At 64.7% G+C, this 26979-nt stretch carries 32 protein-coding genes; 19 read left to right on the forward strand and 13 right to left on the reverse strand.

What is annotated here, in order from left to right; translation table 11 throughout:
• The first annotated feature begins 229 nt into the window (after nt 1–229).
• The 4 genes from EOA16_RS04465 to EOA16_RS04480 all read left to right on the forward strand — a co-directional run bounded on the left by EOA16_RS04465 (nt 230) and on the right by EOA16_RS04480 (nt 4076).
• Nucleotides 230–976: a helix-turn-helix transcriptional regulator gene (locus EOA16_RS04465; protein WP_127255850.1), complete on the forward strand. Its 747-nt coding sequence runs from the start codon at nt 230–232 to the stop codon at nt 974–976.
• A 164-nt stretch (nt 977–1140) separates the two neighbouring features.
• Nucleotides 1141–1446 carry a hypothetical protein gene (locus EOA16_RS04470; protein ID WP_127255851.1) on the forward strand — a complete coding sequence of 102 codons (306 nt, stop codon included), beginning with the start codon at nt 1141–1143 and terminating at the stop codon, nt 1444–1446.
• 220 nt (nt 1447–1666) lie between these two features.
• Nucleotides 1667–3637 (forward strand): acyltransferase family protein, encoded by a 1971-nt coding sequence (locus EOA16_RS04475; protein ID WP_127255853.1) that lies wholly within the window; start codon nt 1667–1669, stop codon nt 3635–3637.
• 112 nt (nt 3638–3749) lie between these two features.
• Nucleotides 3750–4076 carry a hypothetical protein gene (locus EOA16_RS04480; protein ID WP_127255855.1) on the forward strand — a complete coding sequence of 109 codons (327 nt, stop codon included), beginning with the start codon at nt 3750–3752 and terminating at the stop codon, nt 4074–4076.
• A 54-nt stretch (nt 4077–4130) separates the two neighbouring features.
• On the opposite strand, the gene EOA16_RS04485 is transcribed toward EOA16_RS04480, so the two are convergent.
• On the reverse strand, nt 4131–4724 hold the full coding sequence (locus EOA16_RS04485; RefSeq protein WP_127255856.1) for a DUF6456 domain-containing protein: 594 nt from the start codon (nt 4722–4724) through the stop codon (nt 4131–4133).
• 250 nt (nt 4725–4974) lie between these two features.
• On the opposite strand from EOA16_RS04485, the gene EOA16_RS04490 reads away from it, so the two are divergent.
• Together EOA16_RS04490 and EOA16_RS04495 are read left to right on the forward strand one after the other, a co-directional pair.
• The gene (locus EOA16_RS04490) at nt 4975–5256 is read left to right on the forward strand and encodes a DUF982 domain-containing protein (RefSeq protein WP_127255858.1); all 282 of its coding nucleotides are present in this window, start codon (nt 4975–4977) and stop codon (nt 5254–5256) included.
• Nucleotides 5257–5310: 54 nt separating this feature from the next.
• Entirely contained in the window at nt 5311–5673 is a 363-nt protein-coding gene (locus EOA16_RS04495; RefSeq protein WP_127255860.1) for a DUF982 domain-containing protein, read from the forward strand.
• A 267-nt stretch (nt 5674–5940) separates the two neighbouring features.
• On the opposite strand, the gene EOA16_RS04500 is transcribed toward EOA16_RS04495, so the two are convergent.
• Nucleotides 5941–6612 carry a GcrA cell cycle regulator gene (locus EOA16_RS04500; RefSeq protein ID WP_127255862.1) on the reverse strand — a complete coding sequence of 224 codons (672 nt, stop codon included), beginning with the start codon at nt 6610–6612 and terminating at the stop codon, nt 5941–5943.
• A 633-nt stretch (nt 6613–7245) separates the two neighbouring features.
• On the opposite strand from EOA16_RS04500, the gene EOA16_RS04510 reads away from it, so the two are divergent.
• Nucleotides 7246–7950 (forward strand): helix-turn-helix transcriptional regulator, encoded by a 705-nt coding sequence (locus tag EOA16_RS04510; RefSeq protein WP_127255865.1) that lies wholly within the window; start codon nt 7246–7248, stop codon nt 7948–7950.
• Nucleotides 7951–8017: 67 nt separating this feature from the next.
• Here the strand turns inward: EOA16_RS04510 and EOA16_RS04515 are convergent, their stop codons facing one another.
• Complete coding sequence (locus EOA16_RS04515) at nt 8018–8320, reverse strand: hypothetical protein (protein ID WP_127255867.1); 303 nt, start codon at nt 8318–8320, stop codon at nt 8018–8020.
• 185 nt (nt 8321–8505) lie between these two features.
• On the opposite strand from EOA16_RS04515, the gene EOA16_RS04520 reads away from it, so the two are divergent.
• The 4 genes from EOA16_RS04520 (at nt 8506) to EOA16_RS04535 (ending at nt 10733) form a co-directional block, all read left to right on the forward strand.
• The gene (locus EOA16_RS04520) at nt 8506–8868 is read left to right on the forward strand and encodes a hypothetical protein (protein WP_127255869.1); all 363 of its coding nucleotides are present in this window, start codon (nt 8506–8508) and stop codon (nt 8866–8868) included.
• A gap of 91 nt (nt 8869–8959) precedes the next feature.
• Entirely contained in the window at nt 8960–9541 is a 582-nt protein-coding gene (locus EOA16_RS04525) for a hypothetical protein (protein WP_127255871.1), read from the forward strand.
• Complete coding sequence (locus EOA16_RS04530) at nt 9538–10167, forward strand: hypothetical protein (protein ID WP_127255873.1); 630 nt, start codon at nt 9538–9540, stop codon at nt 10165–10167. The genes EOA16_RS04525 and EOA16_RS04530 overlap by 4 nt, the downstream gene beginning before the upstream one ends.
• Nucleotides 10164–10733 carry a hypothetical protein gene (locus tag EOA16_RS04535; protein ID WP_127255874.1) on the forward strand — a complete coding sequence of 190 codons (570 nt, stop codon included), beginning with the start codon at nt 10164–10166 and terminating at the stop codon, nt 10731–10733. The genes EOA16_RS04530 and EOA16_RS04535 overlap by 4 nt, the downstream gene beginning before the upstream one ends.
• Nucleotides 10734–10950: 217 nt before the next feature.
• Here the strand turns inward: EOA16_RS04535 and EOA16_RS04540 are convergent, their stop codons facing one another.
• The 5 genes from EOA16_RS04540 to EOA16_RS04570 all read right to left on the reverse strand — a co-directional run bounded on the left by EOA16_RS04540 (nt 10951) and on the right by EOA16_RS04570 (nt 18471).
• Nucleotides 10951–12237, reverse strand: coding sequence for a hypothetical protein (locus EOA16_RS04540; RefSeq protein WP_127255876.1), 1287 nt, complete (start codon nt 12235–12237; stop codon nt 10951–10953).
• Nucleotides 12238–12516: 279 nt separating this feature from the next.
• On the reverse strand, nt 12517–13533 hold the full coding sequence (locus tag EOA16_RS04550) for an ABC transporter permease (protein ID WP_027035281.1): 1017 nt from the start codon (nt 13531–13533) through the stop codon (nt 12517–12519).
• Nucleotides 13530–15089 (reverse strand): sugar ABC transporter ATP-binding protein, encoded by a 1560-nt coding sequence (locus tag EOA16_RS04555; protein ID WP_164754110.1) that lies wholly within the window; start codon nt 15087–15089, stop codon nt 13530–13532. The genes EOA16_RS04550 and EOA16_RS04555 overlap by 4 nt, the downstream gene beginning before the upstream one ends.
• Before the next feature lie 232 nt (nt 15090–15321).
• Nucleotides 15322–16269 (reverse strand): substrate-binding domain-containing protein, encoded by a 948-nt coding sequence (locus EOA16_RS04565; protein WP_013530574.1) that lies wholly within the window; start codon nt 16267–16269, stop codon nt 15322–15324.
• Nucleotides 16270–16551: 282 nt separating this feature from the next.
• Nucleotides 16552–18471 (reverse strand): diguanylate cyclase, encoded by a 1920-nt coding sequence (locus EOA16_RS04570; protein WP_127255879.1) that lies wholly within the window; start codon nt 18469–18471, stop codon nt 16552–16554.
• A 218-nt stretch (nt 18472–18689) separates the two neighbouring features.
• Here EOA16_RS04570 and EOA16_RS04575 point away from each other — a divergent pair, with 218 nt between their 5' ends.
• Entirely contained in the window at nt 18690–19391 is a 702-nt protein-coding gene (locus tag EOA16_RS04575; RefSeq protein ID WP_127255881.1) for a RibD family protein, read from the forward strand.
• 234 nt (nt 19392–19625) lie between these two features.
• Here EOA16_RS04575 and EOA16_RS04580 read toward each other — a convergent pair whose 3' ends face one another.
• Nucleotides 19626–20510, reverse strand: a complete 885-nt coding sequence (locus EOA16_RS04580; RefSeq protein WP_127255883.1) for an SDR family oxidoreductase — start codon at nt 20508–20510, stop codon at nt 19626–19628.
• 90 nt (nt 20511–20600) lie between these two features.
• On the opposite strand from EOA16_RS04580, the gene EOA16_RS04585 reads away from it, so the two are divergent.
• Nucleotides 20601–21434, forward strand: coding sequence for a helix-turn-helix transcriptional regulator (locus EOA16_RS04585; protein ID WP_164754111.1), 834 nt, complete (start codon nt 20601–20603; stop codon nt 21432–21434).
• A gap of 31 nt (nt 21435–21465) precedes the next feature.
• Here the strand turns inward: EOA16_RS04585 and EOA16_RS04590 are convergent, their stop codons facing one another.
• Nucleotides 21466–21918: an SRPBCC domain-containing protein gene (locus tag EOA16_RS04590; RefSeq protein ID WP_127255887.1), complete on the reverse strand. Its 453-nt coding sequence runs from the start codon at nt 21916–21918 to the stop codon at nt 21466–21468.
• A 163-nt stretch (nt 21919–22081) separates the two neighbouring features.
• Here EOA16_RS04590 and EOA16_RS04595 point away from each other — a divergent pair, with 163 nt between their 5' ends.
• Entirely contained in the window at nt 22082–22834 is a 753-nt protein-coding gene (locus EOA16_RS04595; RefSeq protein WP_127255889.1) for a pseudouridine synthase, read from the forward strand.
• 127 nt (nt 22835–22961) lie between these two features.
• Nucleotides 22962–23363, forward strand: a complete 402-nt coding sequence (locus EOA16_RS04600) for a VOC family protein (RefSeq protein WP_127255890.1) — start codon at nt 22962–22964, stop codon at nt 23361–23363.
• 31 nt (nt 23364–23394) lie between these two features.
• Here EOA16_RS04600 and EOA16_RS04605 read toward each other — a convergent pair whose 3' ends face one another.
• Complete coding sequence (locus EOA16_RS04605) at nt 23395–23976, reverse strand: histidine phosphatase family protein (RefSeq protein WP_127255892.1); 582 nt, start codon at nt 23974–23976, stop codon at nt 23395–23397.
• A 207-nt stretch (nt 23977–24183) separates the two neighbouring features.
• Here EOA16_RS04605 and EOA16_RS04610 point away from each other — a divergent pair, with 207 nt between their 5' ends.
• From EOA16_RS04610 to EOA16_RS33625, 3 genes are read left to right on the forward strand one after another with little or no spacing between them, the layout of a single operon-like run.
• Nucleotides 24184–24633, forward strand: a complete 450-nt coding sequence (locus EOA16_RS04610) for a universal stress protein (RefSeq protein WP_127255893.1) — start codon at nt 24184–24186, stop codon at nt 24631–24633.
• A gap of 52 nt (nt 24634–24685) precedes the next feature.
• On the forward strand, nt 24686–24835 hold the full coding sequence (locus tag EOA16_RS33620) for a DUF1778 domain-containing protein (protein WP_348630310.1): 150 nt from the start codon (nt 24686–24688) through the stop codon (nt 24833–24835).
• Nucleotides 24813–24935: a hypothetical protein gene (locus tag EOA16_RS33625; protein WP_348630311.1), complete on the forward strand. Its 123-nt coding sequence runs from the start codon at nt 24813–24815 to the stop codon at nt 24933–24935. The genes EOA16_RS33620 and EOA16_RS33625 overlap by 23 nt, the downstream gene beginning before the upstream one ends.
• Nucleotides 24936–24968: 33 nt before the next feature.
• On the opposite strand, the gene EOA16_RS04620 is transcribed toward EOA16_RS33625, so the two are convergent.
• Together EOA16_RS04620 and EOA16_RS04625 are read right to left on the reverse strand one after the other, a co-directional pair.
• Entirely contained in the window at nt 24969–25718 is a 750-nt protein-coding gene (locus tag EOA16_RS04620; protein ID WP_127255895.1) for a sulfite exporter TauE/SafE family protein, read from the reverse strand.
• 21 nt (nt 25719–25739) lie between these two features.
• Nucleotides 25740–26024, reverse strand: coding sequence for a hypothetical protein (locus tag EOA16_RS04625; protein ID WP_127255897.1), 285 nt, complete (start codon nt 26022–26024; stop codon nt 25740–25742).
• A 59-nt stretch (nt 26025–26083) separates the two neighbouring features.
• Between EOA16_RS04625 and EOA16_RS04630 the strand changes: the two genes are divergently transcribed.
• The gene (locus EOA16_RS04630) at nt 26084–26956 is read left to right on the forward strand and encodes a LysR substrate-binding domain-containing protein (RefSeq protein WP_127255898.1); all 873 of its coding nucleotides are present in this window, start codon (nt 26084–26086) and stop codon (nt 26954–26956) included.
• Nucleotides 26957–26979 lie beyond the last annotated feature (23 nt).

Genomic DNA, 26979 nt, shown 5'->3' on the forward strand with positions numbered 1-26979 from the left:
ACCGCCCTCCATTGCAGGATGTCGAGAGGCCGATCTGAGGTCGCTCTTGGCACCGAAATACGCCCATTTACGCGGCTTGCATAGCCGGACTGTCACAATCGTACAGTCGGCGCGCTACCGGATCCTTGCCGTATTGGCCAAAGGTCCATCTTCGCACCCTCGCTATGTCATGCAAGTGTATATAAGCTATCGCTTGAATACTGGTCCGTACGTCTGTCGGGGAGATGTCGTGCCAATTCGCGAGAATCTCGCCGCCAATCTCAGGCGGCTGGTCCAACGCCACGCTTCCGTCAGCGCGGTGTGCCGTGAGCTTGGCATCAACCGCACCCAATTCGAGCGCTATCTGCAAGGCAAGGCGGTTCCCAACAAAGCCACCGCCAAGCTGATCTGCGACTATTTCAAGATCGGCGAGGATGTGCTGTATCGCGAGCCGGCCGCTGCGGCAGCCAAGGGCGACAGCAATGCAACGCTGCGCCAGGCACTGTACGAGAACATGGTGCGGCCGCCGTCGCCTGCCATCGCCGGAGGCACCTATTTCACCTATTTTTCGATTCCCGGCCGACCCGATTTTTTGATGCGCTCGGTCACCTTCGTGCGGCGTGAGGCCGATCTCGTCACCTTCAGGCGAGTGACGCGCTGGGCTCCGGGCGATGGCCAGGGTGGCGCGAGAATACCCGGCAACCATTATGGCGTGGCGATCTCGCGCCTGAACTGGATCTATTTCACTGGCATCAACCGCCGCCAGACAAGCGAGCCCTCGATCATGACCGTACAGTGGGCTCCCATCTCCGAACCGGTTCTGGTCGGCAGGGCGATCGTCCTCACCGGATCCGGGCCGGCCTTTGTGTCGGTCATCATGCGGCAGGACGTCACCAGGATCAGCATGAGGCGAGCGATGCAGATGGCCCATATCATCAGTCTCGACGATCCCAGCGTCGATCGGCTGGTGGTCAGTCTTGCACGAGAGACCCGCTAAACTCGCTTCTTGCGGGAAAAATCGGGGAAAGTTTCAAGTTTTTCGACTATATTTTTCTTCGTTTCGGGATTTTTGCGCAAAAAATGCCGGAACTTTCACCCAAACCTGTCGTTTTCCAACTGATCGTTGCTTCGACGATCCCAAAGCAACAGGAGGAATACGCCATGAACACCAAGATGATCTGTTTCGGCGCGATGACGCTCTCGATGGTTGCCGGCTCCGCGCTGGCCGCAGGCAACACCGGCACGTCCGCTCTCGACGATCCGGCCAAGATGCAGCCCTTCTACACCGATAGCGGCATGAAGACGATGGTCAGCAACGACGACTTCGTGAAAGCCTGGAAGGCCCTTACGCCGGACGACCAGACCGCGATGATGAAGGCCTGCGAGGACGAGGCCAAGGACGCCACGGCGGCCAACAGCCATCCCGAATTCTGCAGTAGCGTGAAAGCGAACGGCGGCAGCAAGTAGCAATCCAGCGAACCGATGCGAAACAGCCCCTTAGCGGGGCTGTTTTTGCGTCTGCCGCAGGCCGTGTAGACAAGCCAGCCACGCAAGGATCGAGCCCGGCCGGCACGCCGGCCCATCTCCCATTTCCCGCCATGTTGCACTGCGACAAATTTATTGCATTGCGATATCGGCCTGCCCGAGCGACACTGCGCAAGGGCTGGGCTTGCACGAAGGAGCCGTCGTGGCAGCATCGTTCCGGCCGGACATACAAGGATTGCGCGCGCTGGCCGTCGGCGGCGTCGTCGCCTTTCATTTCGGCCTAACCGCCCTGCCCGGCGGCTTTGCCGGCGTCGATATCTTCTTTGTCATTTCCGGCTATCTCATCACAAGACACCTGCTGCAGGAGATCGGCGACAGCGGCCGGCTGAACCTGTGGCGCTTCTATGCCCGCCGTGCCCGGCGGCTGCTGCCGGCCTCGCTGTTCGTGATCCTCGCCACGCTGGTGGCCGGCGCCTTCATCCTGTCGCCGGAGGAACAGGCGCTCTATTCGAAGGGCGCGATGTTTGCCTCGGCCTATATGATCAACCTGTGGCTGATCCGCTGGTCGTTCGACTATTTCGCCTCCGACGCCGCCAACAACCCGTTCATCCATTTCTGGTCGCTGTCGGTGGAGGAGCAGTTCTACCTCGCATGGCCGGCGCTGCTTGTGTTCGCCGCATGGCTGCGGCCGGGCCGTCGCATGGCTATCGTGGCGATCGGCGTCACCGGGCTGGTGTCGTTCGCCGTCTGCGCCTGGCTGACCAGCGTGGCGCAGCCCTGGGCCTTCTATTTCTCGCCGCTGAGGGCCTGGGAGTTCGCAGCCGGCGGGCTTGCCAGCATGGTGCCGGCAAGTTTCCTGCAGCACCATCCGCGGCTGCGCGCCGTGCAAGGCTGGCTCGGCCTTGCGCTGATCGTGCCGGCTTATCTGCTGCTGGACGAGGCTCTGCCCTTCCCCGGCCTGCTGGCGCTGCTGCCGGTCGCCGGCACGGTGCTGCTGCTGGTCAGCGGGGCAAGCGAGCACCAAGCCGGCCGGGAGATCGGCAAGCAGGCTGGCAGCCTCGCGGCTCTCCTGTCGCTGCCGCCCATGCAATGGATCGGCAAGCTCTCCTACTCGCTCTATCTCTGGCACTGGCCGGTCATCGTCTATGCCGGAATGGTCACCGCGGAGCTTTCAGGCCTGGACAGGCTTGCCTGCCTGGCATTGACGCTGGTGCTCTCCATCTTCACCTATCACGTCATCGAGAACCCGGTGCGACGCAATGGCTGGCTGATGGCCAACGCCGCCCGCGCGCTCATCCCCGCCGCGCTGCTGACCGGTGCCGGCGTGGTCGCGGCCTACGCCAACGCCAGGCTTGCCGTGCACGAACTCGACCCGGAACAGCGCGTCATCGCCGAAACCGCGGCGCGTCCTTCCACCGCGCGCGCCAGGGGCGGCTGCGTGCTCGACTACGAGACCGTGACCCCTAAGCCCTGCGTGTTTGGTGCCAAGAATGCCAAACGCACCATCGCGCTGTTTGGCGATTCACATGCCGACCACTGGTCGACGCCGCTGATCGAGGTTGCGCAGAAGCGCGATTACGAGGTGGTTACCTGGCTTAAGTCCTCGTGCCGGGCGTCTCGGCTGTCGACATGGTCGAGCAAGCTGAAGCGCGACTACTCAGAATGCGACCAGTGGCGCGAGCAGTCGATCAAGGAGATACTCGCGCTGAGGCCGGCACTGGTGGTGATCTCGGAGATCGCCCTGACCAGTTCGCGCAAGATGGCGGCCGGCAAGGATGAGCCCGACAGCCAGGACGCGGAGTGGAAGGCGGGCCTGCGCTCGACGCTGGATACGTTCAGCAACGCCGGGCTGAAGGTCGCCTTCATCCGCGACGTCCCCTTCAACGACGAGCAGGTCGACACCTGCGTGGCGCGAGCGCTGTGGCGGAGCGAGTCGCCGTCGCTCTGCGACCAGACACGCGCCTATGCCGCCAACGACGCGATGGCCTCGGTGGAGCGCGAAATCGTGCGCAGCATTCCGAACGCCAGCTATGTCGACATGACGGACCAGTTCTGCAACCAGACCACCTGCCACGTCTTCATCGGCGGCAAGATCGCCTTCCGCGACCGCCATCACCTGGCGACGGCATTTGCCGAGACGCTGGAGGGGCCACTGGAGCGAGCCTTGTTTTAGGCGCTGCGCCCGGTCAGCGCCCGGTCCGCATTGTTCATCACATCTTGCGAATCTACGGAACGGGGCCGCAGCTCAGGGGTTATATTAGCTCAACCTTTAAAAGGAGGCAGCTATGAAGAAGCTCCTGCTTGTTTCGGTTATCGCCATTGCTTCGGCGGCGGCGATGATTGCCCCTGCGGATGCCCGCAGCCGTATCACTATCGGCATTGGCGGCTATACAGATGACTATTACGGCGACGACTACTACGATGGTTACGACTATGGTGATCGCTACGTCTATCGTGACCGCTACGTCCATCGCCCCTATTATCAGTATGACGTCTACGACAATGACTACCGACCGCGTTATTTCCACAACCGCCACCATTGCCGCATCAAGCTGATCAAGCACTGGCGCCATCACCACAGGATCATCGAAAAAATCCGCGTCTGCAGATGACTTGATCATTTGGTACGGGTCCGGCCGGCATCCCCGGCCGGATCCATTTCACCCTCACCGCCTCATCATCATCCCATAATGCACCGCCAGCAGATCCAGCCCCACCTTCAGCAGCTTCGTCACCACGTTCCGGCCCTCGCCGGTCTGCTCGGACAGGCGCTTGAGGGAACCGTCCGCGCAGCAGACTTGTCGCACCACGGCGGCCACCTCCCAATGGCCTAGCGCTCTTGTGGCGGCGGCATAGGCCCTGCCGGCGTCGAGAACGCTGTCGGCGATGCCGCCGCCCTCGCGGCCGCCGTCGACACGCTCGGTCCATCGCATCGGCTTGACGCTCGCCTGCTGGCTGCAGCGGAAATCCTCGCGGTAGCGCAGTCCGGCCTCCCGCTGCTGGCGCGACAGCGAGGTGATGCCGATGAGCGCATCGATGGCGCGCACCCGCACGATGCCGCCGGTCGCGGCGTAGCCGTCATTCGACACTTCGTAGACACGGGCAGCCTCCAGCGTGCCCGCCGCCAGCCGCTTGCGGCCGAAGGCGTCATCCCTGAGCGCGAAATCATGGCCGATCTCGCGACGTATGCGCACCTGCTCGGCCTCGCCCTTCGGCAATTTCGGCGCCTGCGGTTTTGCGGGTCTGGTCTTTTTGCTCATGGGAGGCTCCTGGTTGGGGTGGATGGTGGAAGGCCGGCAAGTGGCGATCCTTCGCGCACCTGGCGCCCTGCTGGGCATCTCCCGCAGTCGACAGAGCGGAGCGGGCCGCCGTTGGGTTGGCCTTCAATGAACCGAAGGTCATCACCTCTTCGCCACTGCGCCAGCATCCTTGCCGCCCGGCATCCAGGCTGATGGAACCGGCGCGAGTTTTCGACGTTATGTCGCGTCCATGCCAAGGGGAGGTTCGCCGATGACAGCCTTCATGCCGGTTACCGTGCGCTTTTGCGATAACAAAACCATGCTGGTCAGTTCGGTGGCCGGGGCCGCCGAGGCACTGCGCCACCAATGGCCCGACAAGACAGCACCTGGCTTTGTCGAGGCTTCCCGGCTGGTTGCGCTCGCCGTCGACGGCATCTGCTGCCCGCGCATCGCGTTCGAGGCCTTCACCAGGGCGGCCAAGCAGCAGAACATACTGGTGGCTAGGCCCAAAAGCCGCGCCCATGACTGGCTGGATGCAGTGGCTAGCCCGTGAGGATCGCGCGCCGGCCGAAAAATTGATGCAACCCGCCGCCATCGGGGCGCGTTTATGGATGCGGTAGCTGGAGCCGCGCGCAAAGCGAAGGTGAACGCCGTGGGTACGATGAAAACCGGAGTGCCGCTCAAAGTGCGGGTGGAAGATGAGATCGAAGAGATCGACAGCGTCAGCGAAGCCGCCGATTTTCTGCAGCGCTGGCCGCTGGAGCGGCGCGGCCATGTGTACCGCAGCGCGCTGAACGCCTGCAGCGCGGCGATCGCCGCGCAGATTTCGGAAGCCGACGCCATGAAGGTGTTTACCGGCTTTGCCCGGGTGACCGGCATATTGATCGCCGAAGGCAACCCGGCCATGGCGATGGACGCACGGAGCGTACAGAGCCGCACGCCCAAGCAGGGCCGGCAGATGCCGAAATAGGGTTTTGACGATAAGGCCGCCGCCTCTTTCTCCCCGTTCACGGGGGTGAGGCGTGGTCCGCGCAGCGGACGAAAAGCCAATTGCTTGGCTTTTCGAACAGCGAACGCCCGGCAAGGCAGTGAGGAGCGGCGCCAGCGCTTCGGTAAGTCGCTCCTGAGCCAGATGCTTGAAGTTCATATCTGCTTTCACCCCCTACGTCGGTGCTGCTCCCATCCGCCTCCCAGCACCTTCTCCCCCCGTGAGTGACGGGGAGAAGGGACGCTTCACTCACCCTGCCGCCACAAAAACACGGCGGCGAAAGCGCGCCTCGTGATAGGCGCAATAGCTTTTCAGCCCCTTGGTGCGCATGCCGCAGCACAGCATGTTGGCGTCCGGGCGGCTGCCTAGCGCATCCCCCTCTTCGGCAATAGAGCTGTCCGGATCCACTTCCACCGTCAGATCCAGCGGCGCCCGGCAGCGTGAAAACAGGCAATCGATGAAGCGCATCGCCACGCCGTGCGGCTGCCGGCCGCTGGCCGCGCGCGGCGGCGCCGGCATCTCCAGGCGATAGGCTACGCCGTCGGCGACCAGCACACCCGCCTCGCGCACGAACGAGCGGGCGCGCCTGGGCCGGGCCACTTCACGCGCATGGATGTCCTTGGCGGCAAGCACGCCATGCATCTTGCCGACGACAGGCGTCGCAGTCGCCGGCGTGCCATTCGCCCGCTTGCCTTCAGCGCGCTTGCTCCCGGCCTGTCTGGCTCGCGGCGGCGGCCCCTTGCCATTGGCAAAACCGATCGCGCCCAGCACGGCGTTACGGTGCACGATGCCGATAATGGCGTCGCGCGACACCGGACTGCCACGCAGCGCGCTGAACGCGACTGCAAGCCTGGAGGCTGAAAGCCCTTCCTTCAGCCAGCGGCCGATCTCGTGCAATTCCGCGTCGCTATAGCTTGCCATATCCAGTTCCATCCAAAGTTCTGCCTTCGGCCGCGCGTCGTCAGGCAAGCGTCAGGGTTTGACCCGGTTGGCCGGGCCGCGATCGGGGTTGTCTTTTTCAAGCCGGCTTGGCGCCCGGGTCAGCCTCTGCGGGCCAATCCCAGCCAGCGAGTCTCAGCCGGGATTGGGCCGATCGCAGGCTCGAAAGCCGCGCTTCGGCGGTTTTCCTGTCGGGCGCGGAAATCGCCCTGCCCGTTGCCAGGTCGAGCAGGATCACGGTGCCATCCTCGGTGCGGATGCACGACCGAGCAGGCCGGCCGGCGCCATGCCGGTCGAATTGGGGGCCGGAGCCGTTGGGAGCGGCGGCTCCGGCCGTTCCGGTCGCCGGAGACGGGCGAACCGGACCCGAGGCTGGTGCATTGAAGCACCGAGCCTCGGGTTTCACCCCGGCCGGGGAGGAGGACGGCCGCGGCGAAAGGGAATGGGTGCCGGCGACAGTCGCCGGATGCGCCTCGCATGAGGCCGGCGCCTCGCATGAGGTCGGCGCCTCGGCGCCATGGAAGCTGGACAGGTTTTGCATGATTGGATATAAGCATAACTCAAAACATTATGCAAGCCATTCTTTCATAGACGAGAGCCACTTTCATCGCTCACATGGGTGCCATGGCAAAAACGGAACTGTCGATCAAGGTCGGGGCGGCGATCCGCAAGGCGCGCAAGCAGCGCGGCCTGGTCATGCGCCACATTGCCGAGCACAACGACACCGATGTCGCCGCCGTCGGCAACTGGGAAACCGGCCGCAATCTGCCCAAGACCGAGAACCTCCTGAAGACCGCCGCCTTCCTGCGCGTCGACCCGGTGGCGCTGGGCCAAGGGCAGGTCGTCTTCCTCGACGATGCCGGACCGGTCGCCGATGCGGAGATCGTCACCGATGCCGGTCCGCTACCCGCCGGGTCGATGGATATCGAGGTGCTGGGCGCGGCCGTCGGCGGCGACGATGGCGATTTCACCTTCAACGGCGAGCCGGCGGGTTACGTCCAGCGCCCGCCGGGCGTGCGCAACCTGCCGAAGGTGTTCGCCCTGCACGTGCTCTCGGATTCCATGGTGCCGCGTTACGAGCCCGGCGACCTGATCTATTGCGGCGGCCGCGACGCGGTGCCCGGCGACCATGTGGTGATCGAGATCTTCCCGGAGGAAAACGAACGCAACGGCAAGGCCTTCATCAAGAAGCTGGTCAAGCGCACCGCGGGTGAGCTGGTCGTCGAGCAGTACAACCCGCCGAAGACGCTGACCTTCGACCGCTACGCCATAAAACACGTCTGGCGCGTGATTCCGCTGAAGGAGTTGCTAGGGTATTGAGGACGGGGCGCTCTTTCTTCTCCCCTGTGGGAGAAGGTAAAACCAGCACACTTCCTTTCGACAAAACTCAAGCCCGCCGCGACCCCTCCAGCGGCACCTCGCGGTCGCTCAGCATCCGCGCTTCGCTGAGCACGCGCTGGCGCTCGTCGATGAATGCCGCCTGGATCGTAACGGTAGCGCCCGGCAGCCCGTCGGCGCGGCAGGCCGAGCAGACGATGCGGCCCGACAGGGCGGCCAGCGGCGTATTGCCCGTCACCCCGAACCGCTTCAGCTGATCGGGCCGCCACCAACGGTTGCGGCCGCAATCGGTGCACTCCACCGAGATCGAGGCCACATGCGCGACCACTGGTTCCCTGCCCGGCAATGCCATCGCCCCTCCTGCGTCTTTTGTTCCTGATTTGTTCGCATATTCCTGCGTTTTGCGCCGGGAGTCGAGTCGCAGTTTTCAAACAGTCCCAAAAGTTTTTCTTCTAGATTTATTTGAGTTATGCTTATATTAGATCGTAAATGTGAGTCGGGGCGTGCCCCACCGCCACATCAAGTCCGGGAGTGACAATGGACGCCGCCGATTTTGCCCGCGCCTGCGGTTATACCGGCGACAGCCCTGCCCTGCTTGAAGCCTTCGAAGCCATCCGCCGCAACGGCATCGCCCACGCCCGTCAGGATCACGTCAAGCGCAAGGCGGTGATCGACGAGTTGAAACAGTCGCAGGCGCTGTTCCTGGCCGCGATTGGCCCGGCGCTGTCGGCGCACGAAGCCATCGAGGACGCCGCCCGCTTCATCGCCTGCTGGCGCAACATGCCGCGCTGGCGCCAGGAGCGGCGCCTGCCCGACCTGATCAGGGCCAAGCAACAACGGCTGGTGGCGCGCTATTTTCGTCGCCATGGCCATCTTCTGTGGGCGCGCGAAGCAGCGTGAGGACTGGGCCAGCCATTTGCGGGTTCCATCAGCAATTTTTTCTTTCTAGACTGCACAGGGGTGGCTGATCGTTCGACGTGCATAGTGTGGAATGTTCAAGACTGCCCGTTCAAAATTTCAAACCTGGATAACGGCCGGCGCGGGAACCATCGCCGCCCTGCTCGTCGCCGGCCTGATGGGCGCGTTCGGCGCCCTGCCCGCCCACGCCCCGCCGCAATTGCCGTCCGATGCCGCCATCGATGCCGGACCCTGGCGTGTCCAGCCGGTGCGCGCCTATGTCAGCCGCGCCAAGGTCTATGGCGTGCCGCTGAAACCAGGCCAGAAGGCGTTGGTGCTGGAGGCCGACATGACCAACCGCACGGCGCAATCCGACAAGGCCTATTTCAATGTCTTCAAGCCGGACGGGATCGACCTGCCCGATCCCCTGCCGATGATCGCGCTTGCTCGCGATTCGACGCTGACGCCGGAACTGCATCCCGGTATGACCGAACGCATGGCCTATGTCTGGCCGCTTGCCCGCGACGCCGCCGTGCCGGCAAATCTTAGCTTCGGCGTCACCGCCGAAATCTTCAAGCCGCGCGACAACCTTTACGGCACGCCGGGCTGGTTCAATCCCTATCGGCTCGGCACCGTCGCCATGCCGGTCGCCGACCTGCCCGAGAGCGGCTCATGAAGATCCGGGCCATCGGCAATCTCCTGATCCTATGCGCCACCGTGGCGCTCAGCTACGGCATGCAGGTGTCGAAGCCGCACTATGCCGAGCTCACCGCACCGATCCCGATCGATGGCGCCATGCACGACACGGTGCGGGCGCGCAGCTTCGATGTCCGCCTCGACAAGGTGGTCTTTGCGCGAACGCTGAAGACCAACCAGTTCGGCCAGGAAAGGCTGCTGACCACCAGCGGCCTGTGGGCGGTGGTGACGGCCGATCTCACCGCCACCAGCACCTCCACCACGGTGGCCGGCGGCACCTGGCAAGGCCCGACCGGCCTGCGCTACCACCACACGGAGCGACTCAGCTATCGCCAGGACATGCCGCCGCATGCCGTCGATCCGGATTTGGAAAGAAACGGCCTGTTCGTGTTCGAGGTACCGCCGGACCAGATCCGCGGCGCCAGCCTGCTGGTCGCCGCGCGCCGCTTCGCCCCGCTCGACGCCCAAGCCCGCATCAGCCTCGACGCGGTACCGACCGGCGCCGACGGCCAGCCGACAGATGTCTTGCCGCTATACGATCTCGACGCCCCTGCACCACCGCAGGGCCAGACACAGCAGGGCCAGACGCAGCAGGGCAAGACATGAGCACGGTTTCAACCGACATAGACCCAGCCAGCGGTGGCGAGACAAAATGGCGTCGGCGCGGTCTTGTCGCACTCGCCATCCTGTTGCCGCTGACGCTGGCCGAAACGAGCTATGACAGCGTCCGCGAATGGCTGCACGGCGAAGACCTCATCGCCAGGGATGTCGAATTTGGCCAATCCATGCCGTTCGGCGGCAGTGACTGGCGGCTGGCCGATTTGCGCGGCGGTAAGGCCGGCCGCTTGCCCGACCACGCCTTCGCCGTCATCGCCACCTTCTCCGTGACGGTTGGCGACCCCGATCTGCAAAAGCAGTGGCTGGGCTGCAAGGTGATGCTGACCGACGCCGCCGGGCGCCGCTGGCTGCCCGACTTCATCTCCGGCGTCAGCCTGCCGGACGGCGTGATGAACTGCACCTCGGCGATCTTCTCCGGCGCCAAGAAGGGCGACATCATCACCGTCGGCGAAACCTTCATCGTGCCCGAGGATGCAGTCAAGACCATCCGCCCGGCTGTTGGGCTGGGCAGCGAACGGCCCTGGTATTTGCGTTTTCAGCGGCCGCCGAAGTAGCTCCGACGCTGACGCCCCCCTCTCTACGTCTCTATACGGGGAGAGGGTAAGGGTGAGGGGCTGCGCCAACGCTACGGCAAGTGGCTTTCGAGCCTGACCTCCAGGTTCTCAATTCTGCCGCGTAGGCACCGCCCCTCATCCGCCTGCCGGCACCTTCTCCCCGTATAGGGACGGGGAGAAGGGAAGCGCTCCAACACCCTCGCCCTACCCCGCAGCCTCAACCTTTTCCGCCCCCCTTCGCCATCGAAAACGCCGTCTCCAGCACGGCGGCGAGAAAGCAGATGCGCAGCGGCTCGATCAGGATGCCGGTGGAGGAATCCTGGAACGGGCTGCCGAACAGCAGCGTCACGCCATGCGAAAAAATCTGCCAGACGTCGAGCTCGTGCGGGCCGATCAGCCGCGTCGCCCACAGCCATAGCCAGGCAGCGCCCCAGTCGAGCAGGCGGTAACCGACGACCAGCGTGCACAACAGCACCAGGCTGGAGCTCACCGTCAGCCGCACGCCGTTGGCGATCGGCAGATAGCGCGAGCGGTAGCCGGCGATGAAATGCTCGACGAAATCGCGCAGGAATTTCGGCAGGCCGGCATAGCGCTGGCCGGCGCGCTCCAGCCGACCGTGCACGCGCATCAGGGCAGCATCGTCGCGCACGTCATAGCCATAGATCAGCGCCGCCATCACCAGCCAGATCAGCGGCAGAAGCATGAAGAAGAACAGGTTGATCGCCACCGTCGACGGCGCGATCGACTCGACCGGCACCATGGGTGCGGCCGATGCCATCGGCACCGGGCTCGCCAGCCCGTCGACTGACGCTTGCAGGGCCGACCAGAAATTGCGGCTCATCAGCCATTGCAGCGCCGTGTCCTTCCAGCGGCTGATCACATAGAGGCCGACGAAGATCCAGTTGGTCTCGCAGATCACCACGACGATCTGCCAGAACGAGGCGGCACTTGTTTTAGCCTGCATGAATTTAGCCAGCCGGCGGATCAGCCACGACACCGCCACGGAGACCAGCAGCCAGCGTGAATCGAGCACGTCGAGCACATTGGCGCTCTGGCCGAAATCGGCCTGGTCGAGCGTCGCACGCGAATATTGCCGCACGATGTCGCCCAGAAATCCCCAGGCGGCGTAATAGGCGAAGAACGGCAGCAGCGCGATGGTGATCATGCGCACCAGCCGCGAGCCGCGCCGGTCCGCCTCGGCACCCGGCTCCGTTTGCGCCTCAGCGGTTGCGGCCTTGTCGGCGCTGCGCTGCGCGGCCAGCACATGCGGCAGGCCGGGGCGCAGCACATGGAACATCGCCACCGTCACCACCAGCTGCGCCAGCGCCACCAGGGTCAGCATGGCCAGCCCGGCGAAATGATTGGCCAGCGCCACGCGTGCCGCCAGTTGCATCAGGAGATCGCCGACCAGCACGCCGATCAGCACCAGTGCCATGAGCTGCGGCCAGAATCGCCGCAGCAGCGAAAAACCTAGGGTGATCGGTCTGATCATATCGGCAAACATGAGGTTCTCTCACGATGCCACCCGCCAAAACCTTTCTAGCAAAGCATGATTGTTTTGCAAGGAATGGGGAGGGGGTCACCTATCAGGGGGAGGTGCGAGGCGCCCCCCTCTGTCCTGCCGGACATCTCCCCCTCAAGGGGGGAGATCGGCAGTTTCGTCCTCGCCGCTTTCCCTTCAATGTTGAAAATTGGCGAAAGCAGTCATGACATCCAATCTCCCCCCTTGAGGGGGAGATGTCCGGCAGGACAGAGGGGGGGGTAAGGGCAGGCCTTCCGTCCCTCACCGTCTCACCCGCGATTTCAGCCAGCGATCAAACGCCACCGCCAGGATCAGGATCAGCCCGATGACGATGCTTTGCGTATACGACGATACGTTGTTGAACTGCAGCCCGTTCTGCAGCACGCCGATGAGCGCCGCGCCCACCACCGTGCCGCCGACAGAGCCGATGCCGCCGAACAGCGAGGTGCCGCCGATGACGACGGCCGAGATGACCGTCAGCTCGTAGCCGATGCCGGCGACCGCTTCCGAGGAGTTCAGCCGCGCCGACAGCACGAAGGCGGCGAGCCCGGCGAAGAAGCCGACGATGACATAGACCGAGACCAGGATACGGTCGACGCGCAGGCCCGACAGCCGCGCCGCTTCCGCATTGCCGCCGACGGCATAGACGGCGCGGCCGTAGCGGGTATAGCGCAGCACGATGTGGCACAGGATGGCGGCCGCCGCGAAGATCAGCGCCGGCACCGGCACGGGGCCGATCAGCCCGGTGCCGAACCAGCGCATCGAGGCGTCGAAGCCCGAGATCGGGCCGCCATTGGAGATGGTCAGCGTCAGGCCGCGAAACACCGTCAGCCCGCCCAGCGTGACGACGAAGGGCGGCACCTTCAGCCGGGTGATGACAAGCCCCTGCACTCCGCCTGCGGCGGCACCCACCACGACGGCGGCCAAAAGGGCGGCGAACCAGCCGAAACCTTGCGTGCCGGAGGTCGACAGCGACAGTGTGTTGGCCGAGCCGCCCTTGGCGACCACAGCGGCGACCATGCCGCAGAAGGCGAGCAGCGAGCCGACCGACAGGTCGATGCCGGCGGTGAGGATGACGAAGGTCATGCCGAGCGCGATCAGCCCGGTGATCGATATCTGCCGCGTGATGTTGAACAGGTTGATCGGATCCATGAAGCTCGGCTTCAGCACGGTGAAGACGATGATCAGCGCCACCAGGAACAGCAGCGGTCCGAAGCTCATCAAAAGCCGCGCGAAATTGATGCCGCCGCGCTGATCCTGTTCCCCCGCCACGCTCATAGTGTCTCCTTGCGGTCGAGTGCCATCAGTTCCATCAGTCTTTCCTCGTTTGCCTCGACGCCCGGCATCTGGCCGGTGATGCGTCCCCGGCGCATGGTGACGATGCGGTCCGACACCGCCAGCACCTCCGGCAATTCGGACGAGATCATCATCACCGCAATGCCGCGCGCCGCAAGCTGCACCAGGATCTGGTGTACTTCCGTCTTGGCGCCGACATCGACGCCGCGCGTCGGCTCGTCGACGATCAGCACCTTGGGATCGCGCGCCAGCCAGCGCGCCAGGATCACCTTTTGCTGGTTGCCGCCGGACAGGCCCTCGATCGCCTGCTCGGCCGAGGCCATGCGGATCGACAGCATCTTGCGAAACCCGGCCAGCGCATCGCGCTCGCGCCGCTCAGCCATGAAGCCGAAACCGTTGCTGAAGCTGCCCAGCGAAGCAATGGAGAAATTCGGCAGGATGCCCAGCGCGGCAAAGATAGCCTGGTGCTTGCGGTCCTCCGGCACCAGGCCGATGCCGAGAGCGATCGCGTCGGCTGGCGAGGCCGGCGCGATCTTGATACCGTCGAGCGTGATGGTTCCGGCCGCGATGCGGTCGGCCCCAAAAATGGCGCGCGCCAGTTCCGTGCGGCCCGAGCCGACGAGACCGGCAACGCCGAGGATTTCACCGGCCTTGAGATCGATGTCGACGCCGTCTAGCACGATGGCGTGGGGCGCCTCGGGGTCGCGTACGGTGCGCAGGCCGCGCACCGACAGCACGACATCGCCGGCCGCCGCGCGTTGCGCCGGCCGGGCGTAGAGCTCGGACGCCGCGCGGCCGACCATCTTCTCGATGATTTTGGGCAGGGCGATCGGTCCACCCTCACGGTCGAGATGTCCGGCCAGCCGCCCGTCGCGCAGCACCGTCATGCGATCGCATATGGCGGACGCTTCCTCCAGCCGGTGGGTGACGAACATGATGGCGACCTTGTCCTTGCGCAGCCGATCCATGATCGACAGCAGCCGCTGCACCTCGGTCTCGGTCAGCGCCGAGGTCGGCTCGTCCATGATGATCAGCCGGCTTTTCAGCGACAGGGCGCGGGCGATCTCGACCAGTTGCTGTTCGGCCACCGACAGCGCCGACACCGGCGTCATCGGATCTATGGAGAGACCGACGCGGGCAATGATCGCACGCGACTCTTGCTCCATGCGCCTCCAGCTCACCAGCCCGAACCGGCCGATCGGCGCGCGGCCGATAAAGATATTCTCCGCCACAGTCAGCGTCGGGATCAGGCTCAGTTCCTGGTAGATGGTGACAATGCCGAGCCGCTTGGCATCCTGCGGGCTGGACGGATGATAATCGGCACCGTCGAAAATGATGCGGCCGCCCGACGGCGGCATGACGCCCGAGAGGATTTTCAAGAGCGTCGATTTGCCGGCGCCGTTCTCGCCCAGCAGGCCGAGGATCTCGCCGGGGCGGATATCGAGCGAGACATCGCTGAGCGCGGTCACGCCCGAGAAATGCTTGGTGATGCCTTCGACGGCAAGCAGGATGGGTGATGGCGAGGATGCTTCAGCCAATGACAAAGGTCCCTCCCTTTATGCAGTTCATGTCGGCGCTTGAACACCCCCCTCTGTCCTGCCGGACATCTCCCCCTCAAGGGGGGAGATTGGCAGCTTCGCCTTCGCTGCTTTTTCTTCAACGTTGAAAATTGGCGAAAGCAGAAGCGACATCCGATCTCCCCCCTTGAGGGGGAGATGTCCGGCAGGACAGAGGGGGGTGCTGTCCCGCCGGCTTGTCAACCGTAAGCGCCTACTTCGTCTCGCCAATCCGCTCCGCCTTGTCGAGATTGTCCTTGCCGATGACGATCGGCGTCAGCAGCACCAGCTTCTCCTTCGGCTCGGTCTTGTCCTTGGCAAAGGCCACCGCGATGCGCACCGCGGTGCGCGACTGCTCTCCGGGAAACTGCTCGACGGTGCCGGCAAGCTTGCCGTCGCGCACCGCGACCAGCGCTTCCGGCAACGCATCGAAGCCGTAGATCTTGACGTCGGTGAAGTTGCGCGCCGCACAGGCCTCCATGGCGCCCAGCGCCATGTCGTCATTGGCGCAGACGATGGCGTCCGGCTTGCCATTGGCGGCAAGGCCGGCCTCGGTCACCGACAGCGCCTCGGCGCGGGCGAAGTTGGCGGTCTGTTCGAAGACGATCTGATACTTGTCCTTCAAGGGATCGAGCACATTGTGCACGCCCTTGTTGCGGTCGATCGCCGGGCCGGCGCCGGGCTGGCCCTGCAGATGGAACAGCTTGGCGCCGTTGGGGAACGCCGCCACCACGGCGTTGGCTTCCGCCTCGCCGCCCTTCACATTGTCGGCGCCGACATGGGCGAGGATGCCCTCGACGCCGTCAACGCGGCGGTCGATCGTCACCACGGGAACGCCGGCCTTGACCGCTTCCTCGATGGCCGGCGCCAGTGCGTTGACGTCGAGCGGCGAGATGACGATGGCGTTGACCTTCTGCACCAGGGCGGCCTCGATGTCGGCGGTCTGCTTGGTGGCCGAGTTCTGGCCGTCGCTTTCGGTCAGATTGACGCCTTGCGTGGCGGCTTCCGCCTTGATCTCGTTCAGCATGTGCACGAAGAACGGAAAGCCGAGACTGGGCACCGAGCCAAGGATGGTGAGCTTGTCCTGCGCAAACACCGAAGGCGCGGCAACCATCATGGCGCCGAAAGCAGCGGACGACAGCAGGAATTCACGTCTGTTCATGGGATCTTCCTCCACAAGAACGCACGACCCGAGAACCGGGATCGGTTTCAGGAAGGATCATGCGTCGGTTCAAAGTGTGGAGCATCCTCCCTGCGCCCGAAAACGCATGCCGCTCCAGCTGGCCGCCGCTGTAAAAAGAGCCTCCCACCGACGCCTGCGCAGGGATGCTAACCCAGGGCCAACCATTTGTGCAACATCGATATAACAGGGCTGCCCAGCAAATTATCGGAATTGTCGGATTTTTGGTTTGCGGGCATGGACGCCACTACCCAGGCTGAGCCCTCACGGCCGGCCTCGTGCGCCTGTCGCGTGCGGCTCGCTCACATGCGGGCGCCAGCCGTGGACCCGGTCCCGCCCGGCAGCCTTGGCGCCATAGAGAGCCTCATCGGCACGCCGCAGCAGATCGGCAATCTCGACCGGGGCACTGCCGGTAGCAAAGGTTCCGACGCCGATGCTGATCGTGACGATGCCCTTTTCGCTACCAGCATGCGCAAGCCCGAGGTCGCGAACGCGGGCTCTAAGGTTTTCGGCGATCACGAAGGCGCCGCGGGCATCGGTTTCGGGCAGGATGAGCGCGAACTCCTCGCCCCCGTAGCGGGCTGCCGCATCGGCCGGCCGGCGGGCCATGGCCTTGATGCAGCCGCTGACGGCGCGCAGGCACTCGTCACCGGCCGGGTGGCCGTAGTGATCGTTGAACCGCTTGAACCAGTCGACGTCGATGATGAGCAGGCTCAGCGGCGCCATGCTCCGCTTGCCGCGTGCATGTTCGCGCGCCAGCGCTTCATCGAAGGCTCGGCGCGTCAGCAGTTCGGTCAGGCCGTCTCGATTGGCCAGCAGGTTCAGCTTCTCGTTGGCTGCGAGCAATTCGGCCTCGACATGCTTGGCATCAGTGATGTCGGAATAGACGCTGAGACTGCCGCCATTGGCGGTCGGCCTCGTCCTGACATCAAGCCAGCGTCCATCGGCAAGCCTGACCTCCTGGCGGTTGCTGGGAAGCTTCCGCGATGCCACGATGCCGCCGATCCAGTCCTCGACCCTGTCCGGCGGCACGAGTTGCTCGCCGCGCGCGGCCGAGATGCGGAGGATATCGCGATAATCGGCACCGGCTATCCGGATGTCGGTCGTCTGCGGAAACAAGGCAATGTATTGGGCGTTGCTGAGCACCAGTTTGCCATCCCGATCGAACATCACCAGGCCGTCGGCCATATGCGTCAGGGCGTCCGCCAGCCGGACACGGCTTTCAGCCAGTTCGTCCTCCAGTTGCCTGCGCGTGGTGATGTCGCGATTGTGCGTGATCAGCCCGACGATGGTTCCGCTCTGATCCCGGAACGGCGCTTTCAGCGTCGACAGCCAGCCGTCGGGTCCGTCTCCGTGATGAAGGCGCTGCTCGATGGTGGAGGGTACGCCGGCCGCGAGAATGGCGAGCTCGTCCTCGTGAAATTTCCGGGCCGTTTCTCGCGGATAGAAATCGAAATCGGTCTTGCCGATCAGCGCGTTGGTATTCACGGCCCGCATTAGTCTCGCGGTAGCCGGATTCGCGGCGATGAACCGGCCCTCCAGATCCTTGACGTTGAGGCAATCGGGCAGCGCCTCGACGACCGCCTTGTAGATGCGCCGCGATTGCAGTGCCTCAATGCGGCGCCGTTCCTGGTAGAGCGCAAGTCCCGACAGTATGATCGAAAGAAAGATCAGCAGCGACGTCGGCAGCGCCACTTCCGGCAGCACCGCCCGCATGATCTCCCTTGGCAGGGCGAGCAGGCTGAGCAGCGAGCTGGCGGCGGCCGTTGCGGCCAGGATCAGGATGTCGACGCGGCCGGGCGCGCGCCCTCTCAGGGCGAGATGGCCGGCAATACCGATCAAGGTGGAAATAGAAATGCCCATGGCGCCCGCGAAAACGCCGATGCCACCTTCATGAAAGCGGAAAGCAACCGCAAGCAGCCCGGCGACGACGCAGGCGACCGGGCCGCCGAAGAAGCCCGCCAATGCGATCATCGTGCCGCGCAGATCGACGAAGACGCCGGGTTGCAACTGCATCGGCGTCAGCATCAGGATGATGGCGCCGGCTCCCATCAGCAGACCGAAAGCCGTCGCCCGAGTCAAAGCCGCCTTGCGGTCCAGCCACACATGGGTGTGGATCCAGACGGAAACGAACATCGCCACGACGGCGAGATTGGCCAGCAACTCGGACCAGGGTGAACCCATGCTTCGCGCGTCCATTGATGCGTCGACCATAGGCGACGCGGCCCTTGTGGATACGCCGCGCAAGAAAACAAAGGGTTACGGCGCGGGTTTGAATTGTCGCGATATGCGCACAAGGGCTGCGTGACCGGGCCGATAAGCCGATCGCTGCTTTCATTTCTTCGGCCCAGCGCTACTTTGAACTCAGCTGAGCTTTCGAAACTCCTGACATGAGAACCCGCATGAAGCCGCAAATCATCTGCCATATGCTTGCATCCCTTGACGGCGGCCTCCACCCCAGCCGCTATACCAGGAGCCCCGATGGCACCCGGGCCGAGTGGTCAAGCCTTTATGAGCAGATCCACAACGACCTTGCGGGCGACGCCTGGATCGTCGGCCGCGTCACCATGGCCGAGATGAGCAAGGCCGGCGCGCATCCGCCGGCCAATGCCGGCAAGGTCGACCGGCCCTATCATTTCGCGCAAATGGGTGCGGGCAGTTATGCCGTGGCGCTGGATGCCTCAGGCAAGCTTCACTTTTCCAAACCCGACATCGGCGGCGATCATGTCGTGGTGTTGCTTGGGCGTGACGTTGCCGACAGCCATCTGGCCGAACTCGCATCCGACGGCGTGTCCTATATCGTCGCGGAAACGGCGGACATGGATCTCGCTGCGATGCTCGAGGTGCTCGGGAGTGAACTCGGCATCCGCCGGCTGCTGCTCGAGGGCGGCGCCGGCATCAACGGTTCTTCCCTCGCGGCCGGGCTTGTCGATGAGCTGAGCCTTCTCGTGGCGCCTGCCATTGATGGGCGCGCGGCAAACCAGGCCTTCGTCGAGTTCGGCGAGAGCGGCCTGGCAGGCAAGATGCAACTGTCGCTGAAGAGCTGCGAGGCGCTGGCGCATGGGCTCGTCCATCTGCGCTATGCCGTCAGCCCTGGAGCATGATCCCTAAAAGTCGTCATCCTGGGGCGAGCAAGGAGCGAAGCGACGCAGCGCAGACCCCAGGATCCATGCCGGGACTCGGAAGCCCCGCAGCGGTGCAGCATTCTGCTCCGCTGCACTCTACGATTAGGGTCGTGGCATGGAGCCCAGGGTCTCCGCGACGGAGCTGCGCTCCTGCTTTGCCCGAGGATGACGAAGTTCAGAGGCTTCGGCTCACCTCGAACGTTGCCAAGCGCCTCAATACCGCATGGCGTCGAGATCGGCGATCAGGGTCGGGCCGGTCGGATGCCAGCCGAGCCTTGCCTGGGTCAGCGCGCTGGAAGCCGGCAGATCCATGGGGGCGAACATCGCCATCCAGCCGAAATGCTCCGCCGCTTTTTCCGGCGCGATGGAAACGACCGGCAATTTCAGGCCCCGGCCAAGCGCCTCGGCGATTGCGCGCACGTCGACACCTTCTTCGCCGACCGCGTGATAGCGCGCGCCGGGCTGCCGCTTTTCCACGGCGAGCCGGTAGAGGCGCGACGCGTCGAGCAGATGGCCGGCGGAGAAGCGATTGCGGCCTTCGCCGACATAGGCCGAGACGCCTTTTTCACGCGCGATCTCGATAAGCGGCGAGATGAGGCCCTGCTTGACCGGGTTGTGGACCTGCGGCAGGCGCACCACCGAGACATTGATGCCGGCCTCCAGCAAGGCATTGCCGGCCAGTTCCGACGCGATGCGGGGATTGGGATGGCTGGCGTTGAAGACGTCCTCGACCGCCAACTGGCCATGCCCAGGGCTGCCCATGCCGACGCCGGAGGTGATCACCAGCGGCCGGTCGGAGCCGGCCAATGCCTGGCCGAGGGCTGCGATGACGTGCTTGTCCTTTTCGCAATTTTCGACAAACCGGGAAAAGTCATGGTCGAACGCCGTGTGGATCACGGCCTCCGCCTTGGCCGCGCCGTCGCGCAAGGTCTCGGGCTCTTCGAGGGTTCCCCGGTGCACCTCGGCACCCGCGGCGGCCAGCGCCTCGGCGCCGGCGTCGGAGCGGGTCACGCCGACCACCTGATGGCCAGCCTTGATGAGTTCGGGAACCAGCGCCGAACCGATGAAACCGGTCGCGCCGGTGAGAAAGATACGCATGCAAAATCTCCTGCACAGTTGCCTGCGTAATATCGTTGGTCTATTATTCTATTAAAGTGGTGACCTTATCATGGTATAATGGCTAACAGGATGCCCTCCAATTCCACCGGCTCACTGGCAGCGTTCTTGAAAGACCGGCGCACGCGGCTCGATCCGGCGTCGTTCGGGTTTTCCGGGCGCAGGCGCACGCCGGGGCTGCGCCGGGAAGAGGTCGCCCAGCGCGCCAACATAAGCCCGACATGGTACACATGGCTGGAACAGGGCCGAGGCGGTGCGCCCTCCGCCGATGTCCTCAACCGCATCGCCAAGGGACTGCTGCTGACCGAGGCGGAACGCGAACATCTTTTCATGCTCGGGCTCGGGCGCCCGCCCGAGGTCCGCTACAGGGGCGTCGAGGGCGTCAGCCCACGGCTGCAGCGCCTCATCGATACGCTCGATGCCAGCCCCGCCATAGTCAGGACCGCCACCTGGGACGTCGTTGCCTGGAACCGCGCCGCGCGGGTCGTGCTGACCGACTACAGCGCCCTGCCCGAAGGCGAGCGCAACATCCTGCGCTTCATGTTCCGCAGCCCTGTCATCCGCGCCAGGCAGCACGATTGGGAAAACCTGGCCCGCTTCGTGGTCGCCTCGTTCCGCGCCGATGCGGCGCGCGCCGGCGCGGTTTCAGAGGTCGCCCAGCTCGTCGACGAACTGTGCAGCGTCAGCCCCGAGTTTGCCGCCCTGTGGCGGGAAAACGACGTGCTCAGCCACGGCGACGGGACAAAGCGCCTGAAGCACCCGGAACTCGGTGACATCGAGCTGGAATATTCGGGGTTCGCGGTCGATGGCCGGCCGGATTTGAGCCTGACCGTCTACAACCCGGTCGACAGCGCGGTCGCCGACCGCATCCGCGCGCTGGCTCTCGCCCGACACCCCAAAGGATAGGGCCGGACGTCCGCGGGGATGACGACCGCCCTCAAGCGCGCTCGCAGACAGCCTTCAGGATCTGCAAGGTCGGACCCCAGTAGAGATCGGCGTGCGGACGGATAGCCGGTTCGGCGAAGTCGCTGAGCGTCAGTGTCAACAGCGTTCCGCCATCCGCCGGCGCCAGATCGAAGCTGACCACAGTGTGGTTTTCGGGCACGTCCGCCAGCCGCGAGGCCGACAGCGTGCTCCAGTAGCCGTACGCGAAGCTCTTTTCCGGTTCAAAAGCGCGGATGGTGCCATGGTTCTCGAACGGCATTCCGTGCAGCAGTCCGCGCATCATGATCGCGCCACCGGTATGCCCTTGCAGGCTGACGGTCAACTCCTCGTCGGACATCCATTGCGGGATCATTTTTGGCCTCGTCAGTATCCGCCAGACCGTGGCCGGCTCGGCACCGATGACGACGGTCTTGATGATCGGCGAGATGTCGGGAGACTCACTCATGCGAAGCAAGTTTATCGCGGATGCGGCGGCGACAATATCGCAGGTCCAAGAACCGCGGATGCCGTCATTGCCCCTTCCCCTGCGTACGAAGGCAGCAGCATCACGCTTGCGAAGCGATCGCGGCCCGTGGCATCTGTCGGCTCCACCGGCACAGACGGGCAGCATGACACCACGCCAGACACGGCAGAGCGGCAGGCAGGCGGCGCCCGGCGTCAGTCTCAACCGCGCGCTGTCGAAGCTTGGCCTGTGCTCACGCACGCAGGCCGAGGTGCTCATCGTCGAAGGCCGCGTGCGCGTCGGCGGCAAGGTGGTGCGCGATGCAGCCCTGCGCGTCGACCTCAACCGCGACCGCATCGTCGTCGACGACAGGCCGGTGGTTGCCGAGCGCAAGGTCTATCTCATCCTCAACAAGCCGCGCGGGCTTGTCACCACTCGCGACGACCCCCAACAGCGCGACACCGTCTATGCCTGCCTGGAAGGGCTCGATTTGCCCTTCGTCTCGCCGGTCGGCCGCCTCGACAAGGCCAGCGAAGGCCTGCTGTTGATGACCAATGACACCCAGTTTGCCAACCGGCTGATGGACCCGGCCTCGCATTTGCCCAAGACCTATCACGTGCAGATCGGCACGGTGCCGGATGCGGCGATGCTGGACAAATTCCGCGCCGGCGCGACCGTCGACGGCGAGAACCTGACCGCCAACTCGATCGAACTCTTGCGCAGCGGCGGCCGCACCGCCTGGCTGGAGATCGTGCTCGACGAAGGCCGCAACCGCCACATCCGCCGGCTGCTCGCCACGCACGACGTCGAAGTCAAGCGTCTCATCCGCATCGCCATCGGCGGCCTGCCGCTCGGCGACCTGGCCAAGGGTACGGCACGGCATTTGACAGCAGAAGAGTTGGCGCTGCTGGGTGGGTGATCCCCGCGTGTCGTCGATGTCGGCGGCCTTGCATCCGCGCCACCTCCTGACAGGAAGCTGTCAGGAGGCCTGGCCTATAGGTGACTCATGGGCCGGGCCGCGGCTCCACCAATCCAGGAGCAAAACAATGAATTTCGTCTCTGTCCGCATCATCACGTCAGACGTTCAGCGTCTCGTGCGCTTCTACGGCGAGATCACCGGCATGCCCGTGACGGTCTACACGGAAGACTTCGCCGAACTGGTGACACCGGCCTGCACGCTGGCGATTGGCAGCACGCGCACCTTGATGCTGTTCGGCGGCGACATCGCTCGCCCCGCCGACAACCACACCGTCATCATCGAGTTCCGCGTCGGCGACGTCGATGCTGAATTCGCCAGGTTCTCGGACATCTTAAGGGATGTTACCGTGCAGAAGCCGACCACAATGCCCTGGGGTAATCGCTCGCTGCTGTTTCGCGACCCCGATGGCAATCTGGTGAATTTCTTCACGCCGGTAACCGCCGAGGCGATCAGGAAATTCGACAGGTAGGGCGGAAGCCGCGCCGCCGGCCGAAGCTGCTCTACTTCTGGTTCCATTCGCGAATGACCGGCTCGCTCAAATCATGCTCGTAGCCGAGCACGCTGATGCTGGCCGTATCGAGCACGAGCAGCGCGCCGCCCTCGGGTGGCAGCCCGATCCAGCGCGCCGCCAGCACGCGCAAAAAATGCGCGCTGGAAAATACCAGGATCGAGCCGCCAGCTTCATGAAACTGTCTGACGACCACATCCGCCCGCGCGCCCACATCGGCCGCCATCTCGCCCTTTGGACAACCATCGCGAAACACATTCCAGCCGGGGCGCTCGGCCAGTATCTGTTTTGTCGTCAGCCCCTCATAGGCGCCATAGTCCCACTCCTGCAGATCGTCCTTCTTGACGCTCTGCGCGCTGAAGCCGGCCAGCACGCTGGTGTTGTAGGCGCGCTGCGACGGGCTCGACCATACGGCCGAAAAAGACAGGCCCTTGAGCCTGTCCGCGACACCCCGCGCGGCGGCTTCACCAACCGGCGTCAACGGCATGTCGGTGCGGCCGGTATGCTGCCCCGAAAGGCTCCATGCCGTCTCACCATGCCGGACCAGATGGATTTGGGGATACGCGTTGCTCATGGAGTGCCTTTCAGTGTCGCCGGCACCTTAAGCGACGATGCGGCAAAGGGGAATCCGCTTGGCACAAAACTGCGTGGTCGCCTTGCCTTGATCCGCGGCGGGCCGGCCCTGTGATCAGCCCTACGTCGCAACTATATCAAGGCCAGCCTCCACAAGGCTCCCGCCACCACGAGGGCATCGGCCCTTGCACAACAAGTCGAGATCATCATGTACAAACATCTGCTCATCGCCACGGACGGATCTGAACTGGCCGACAAGGGCGTTGCCCACGGCCTGACGTTGGCCAAGGGCCTCGGCGCCTCCGTCACCTTCGTTACCGTCTCGGAACCATTCCCGATCTTCGCCTGGGGCGGCGCCATGGCCGGCTACGCCGCCGGCGATGAGTTGGTCGCCTACAAGGAAGAGGCAGGCCGCTATGCCAAGGAAGTGCTCGCCAAATGCAAGGCCACGGCGGATGCCGCCGGCGTCTCCGCGGAGGTCGTGCATGTCGAGGACAAGCGGCCCGCCGAAGCCGTCCTGGAACTGTCGCAGGCCCTGGGCTGCGACCTGATCGTTATGGCCTCGCATGGCCGCCGCGGACTGGGCAAGCTGCTTCTCGGCAGCCAGACGGCGGAAGTGCTGTCCTACACGGAGATTGCGGTTCTGGTGGTGCGGTAACAGACAAAGGAAATAGCCATGCCTCGCAACGGATTCCCCCGAAGCGAAAGCCGTGATCGCACGTGCGGCCGTCTTGTCGAATGTCGGCCTGACCGAGTTCGTTACGCGCTCCGCACTGCGTGACGCCCAGGCTGCGATCGAACGCGCGGAACATTCTTGCACTGTCAGAACGGGACAGTCTGCGCGTCCTCGACCTGCTTGAAAACCCGCCCTCCCCGACCAACCGCCTTATCCGCGCGTCAAAGCCATCAAAGCGGTGGCGCGCCGCTGTCCCTAGTCCTGCCTTTCGCCGCGATCGCTAAGGCAATAGCTGCATTCTGAACGCCTGCCACAAGCTACAGAATACCGTCACCCATGAGATAGCCCCCCAGCGCCAGCAACCCCACGAAGAATACCGCGCGGAAGGTCTCAACGCTCATCGTCTGGCGCAGCGCCTGGCCGGCGAACATGCCGGCCAGCGCCGGCGCGAGGGCTGCGACCGACCCCACCAGTTGCGCGCTCGGCGACGCCAGGGCGCCGGTCCTGAACAGTCCGATGGCGAGCGCTGCCGTCGACACGGTGAAGGACAGGCCGAGCGCCTGGATCAGGTCTTCCCTGCCCAGCCGCAGCGATTGCAGATAGGGCACCGCCGGGATGACGAAGACGCCGGTGGCGCCGGTGACCAGTCCGGTTGCCACCCCGACCAGCGGTGACAGCAAGGCTTCGTGGCGCACCGACGTGGTGAAGCCGGCTTTGGCGAGGCCGAGGATCGCATAAAGCACCAGTGCGGCGCCCAGCCCGGCCGAAGCCGCGCCCGTATGCGTGCCGGTCAGCAGGCCGGCGCCGGCAACGGTGCCGAGCATCACGCCGGCCATCATCGTCCACAGCCGCTTGCACAGGCGGCCGAAGGAGGGGCCGGTCAGCAATTGCCAGAGATTGGTGACCAGCGACGGGATCAGCAGCAGTGCCGCGGCCTGCGCTGGCGGCATCGTCACCGCCAGCAGGCCCATCGCAACGGTCGGCAGCCCCATGCCGACGACGCCCTTGACGAAGCCGGCGGCGAGGAAGACGACGCAGATCCAGGCGAGGACGCCGGCGCTCAGCATGATGGTATCTTCAGGGCCGGATCAGTCATGCAGCAGCATATCGGTTGCGTCGGCATCCGGGCTGGCGGCCTTTGCCGGCGCCGCATCGCGGTTGGTGGATACGACCGTCGCCGCGTATCCCCGCAGGCCTGATTCTGCTCTTGCCATGGCAAGGCCCGCCACGGCAATGGCCAACACGATCGCCGTGCTTTCAAGAATGCCGAGCCGCCTGATGTCCGTTCGTTCATCACAATTCTCCTTGGAAACTGTTTGACGAAGATCCCGGCCGATCACAATGTGGACGTTGCGCTGCCAGCCTTCGGCCAAGACGAAGGCTGGAGGGCCGACCGCCTTCCCGGGCGCCGAATATTCGCAGGAGCAAAACAATGCGCTTCGATCTGGTCGATCTCAGGCTGTTCCTGCTGGTGGCCGAACGTGGCAGCATCACCCATGGCGCCGAGCTTGCCGGGCTGGCCCTGGCCTCGGCCAGCGCCCGCATCAAGGGCATGGAGGAGCGGCTCGGCGCACCGCTGCTGGAGCGCCGCCGCCGTGGCGTGGTGCCGACGGCCGCCGGCCAGGCGCTGCTGCATCATGCGCGTGCCGTACAGAACCAGGTCGAGGCGATGGCCGGCGACCTCGCCGCCTATGCCGATGGCCTTCGCGCCCGCGTGCGGCTGATGGCCAACACCGCCGCCACCAGCGAGCTTCTGTCCAGAATCCTGCCCGCCTTCCTGGTCTCGCACCCCCGGATCGACATCGATCTCGACGAGCGCCCCAGCCACGAGATCGCGCAAGCCGTGGCCAGCGGCGCCGCCGATCTCGGCATCGCCGCCACCTGGGCCGGCCTGTCGCATCTCGAGCAGAAACCGTTCTTCATCGACCGGCTGGTGGTGATCGCCGCGCGGAACTGGCCAGGCCTCGAAGGCCGCACCACCAACCTCGCTGAGGTTCTCGGCGAATCCTTCGTTGGCCTCGGCGCCGGCCATGCGCTGCAGGAGCACATCGCCCGCCAAGCCGCCCGCCTCGGCGGCCATCTGCATTTTCGCATCCGTGTGCCTGGACTCGACAATGTCTGCGGGCTGGTCGCGCAAGGTGCGGGCATCGCCATCGTGCCGGAAAGTGCCGCCCGCCGCTCGGCGCGGACACTGCGCACATTGCGGCTGACCGACGACTGGGCGACGCGCCAGCTCAACCTCTGCGCCCGCCGCTTCGACGAGCTGACGCCACAGGCGAAGCTGCTGGCCGCCGCGCTGGTCTGAGCCCTGACAGCGACCATCCCCAG

It is taken from the genome of Mesorhizobium sp. M7A.F.Ca.US.008.03.1.1 (assembly GCF_003997495.1).
Lineage (GTDB): Bacteria > Pseudomonadota > Alphaproteobacteria > Rhizobiales > Rhizobiaceae > Mesorhizobium.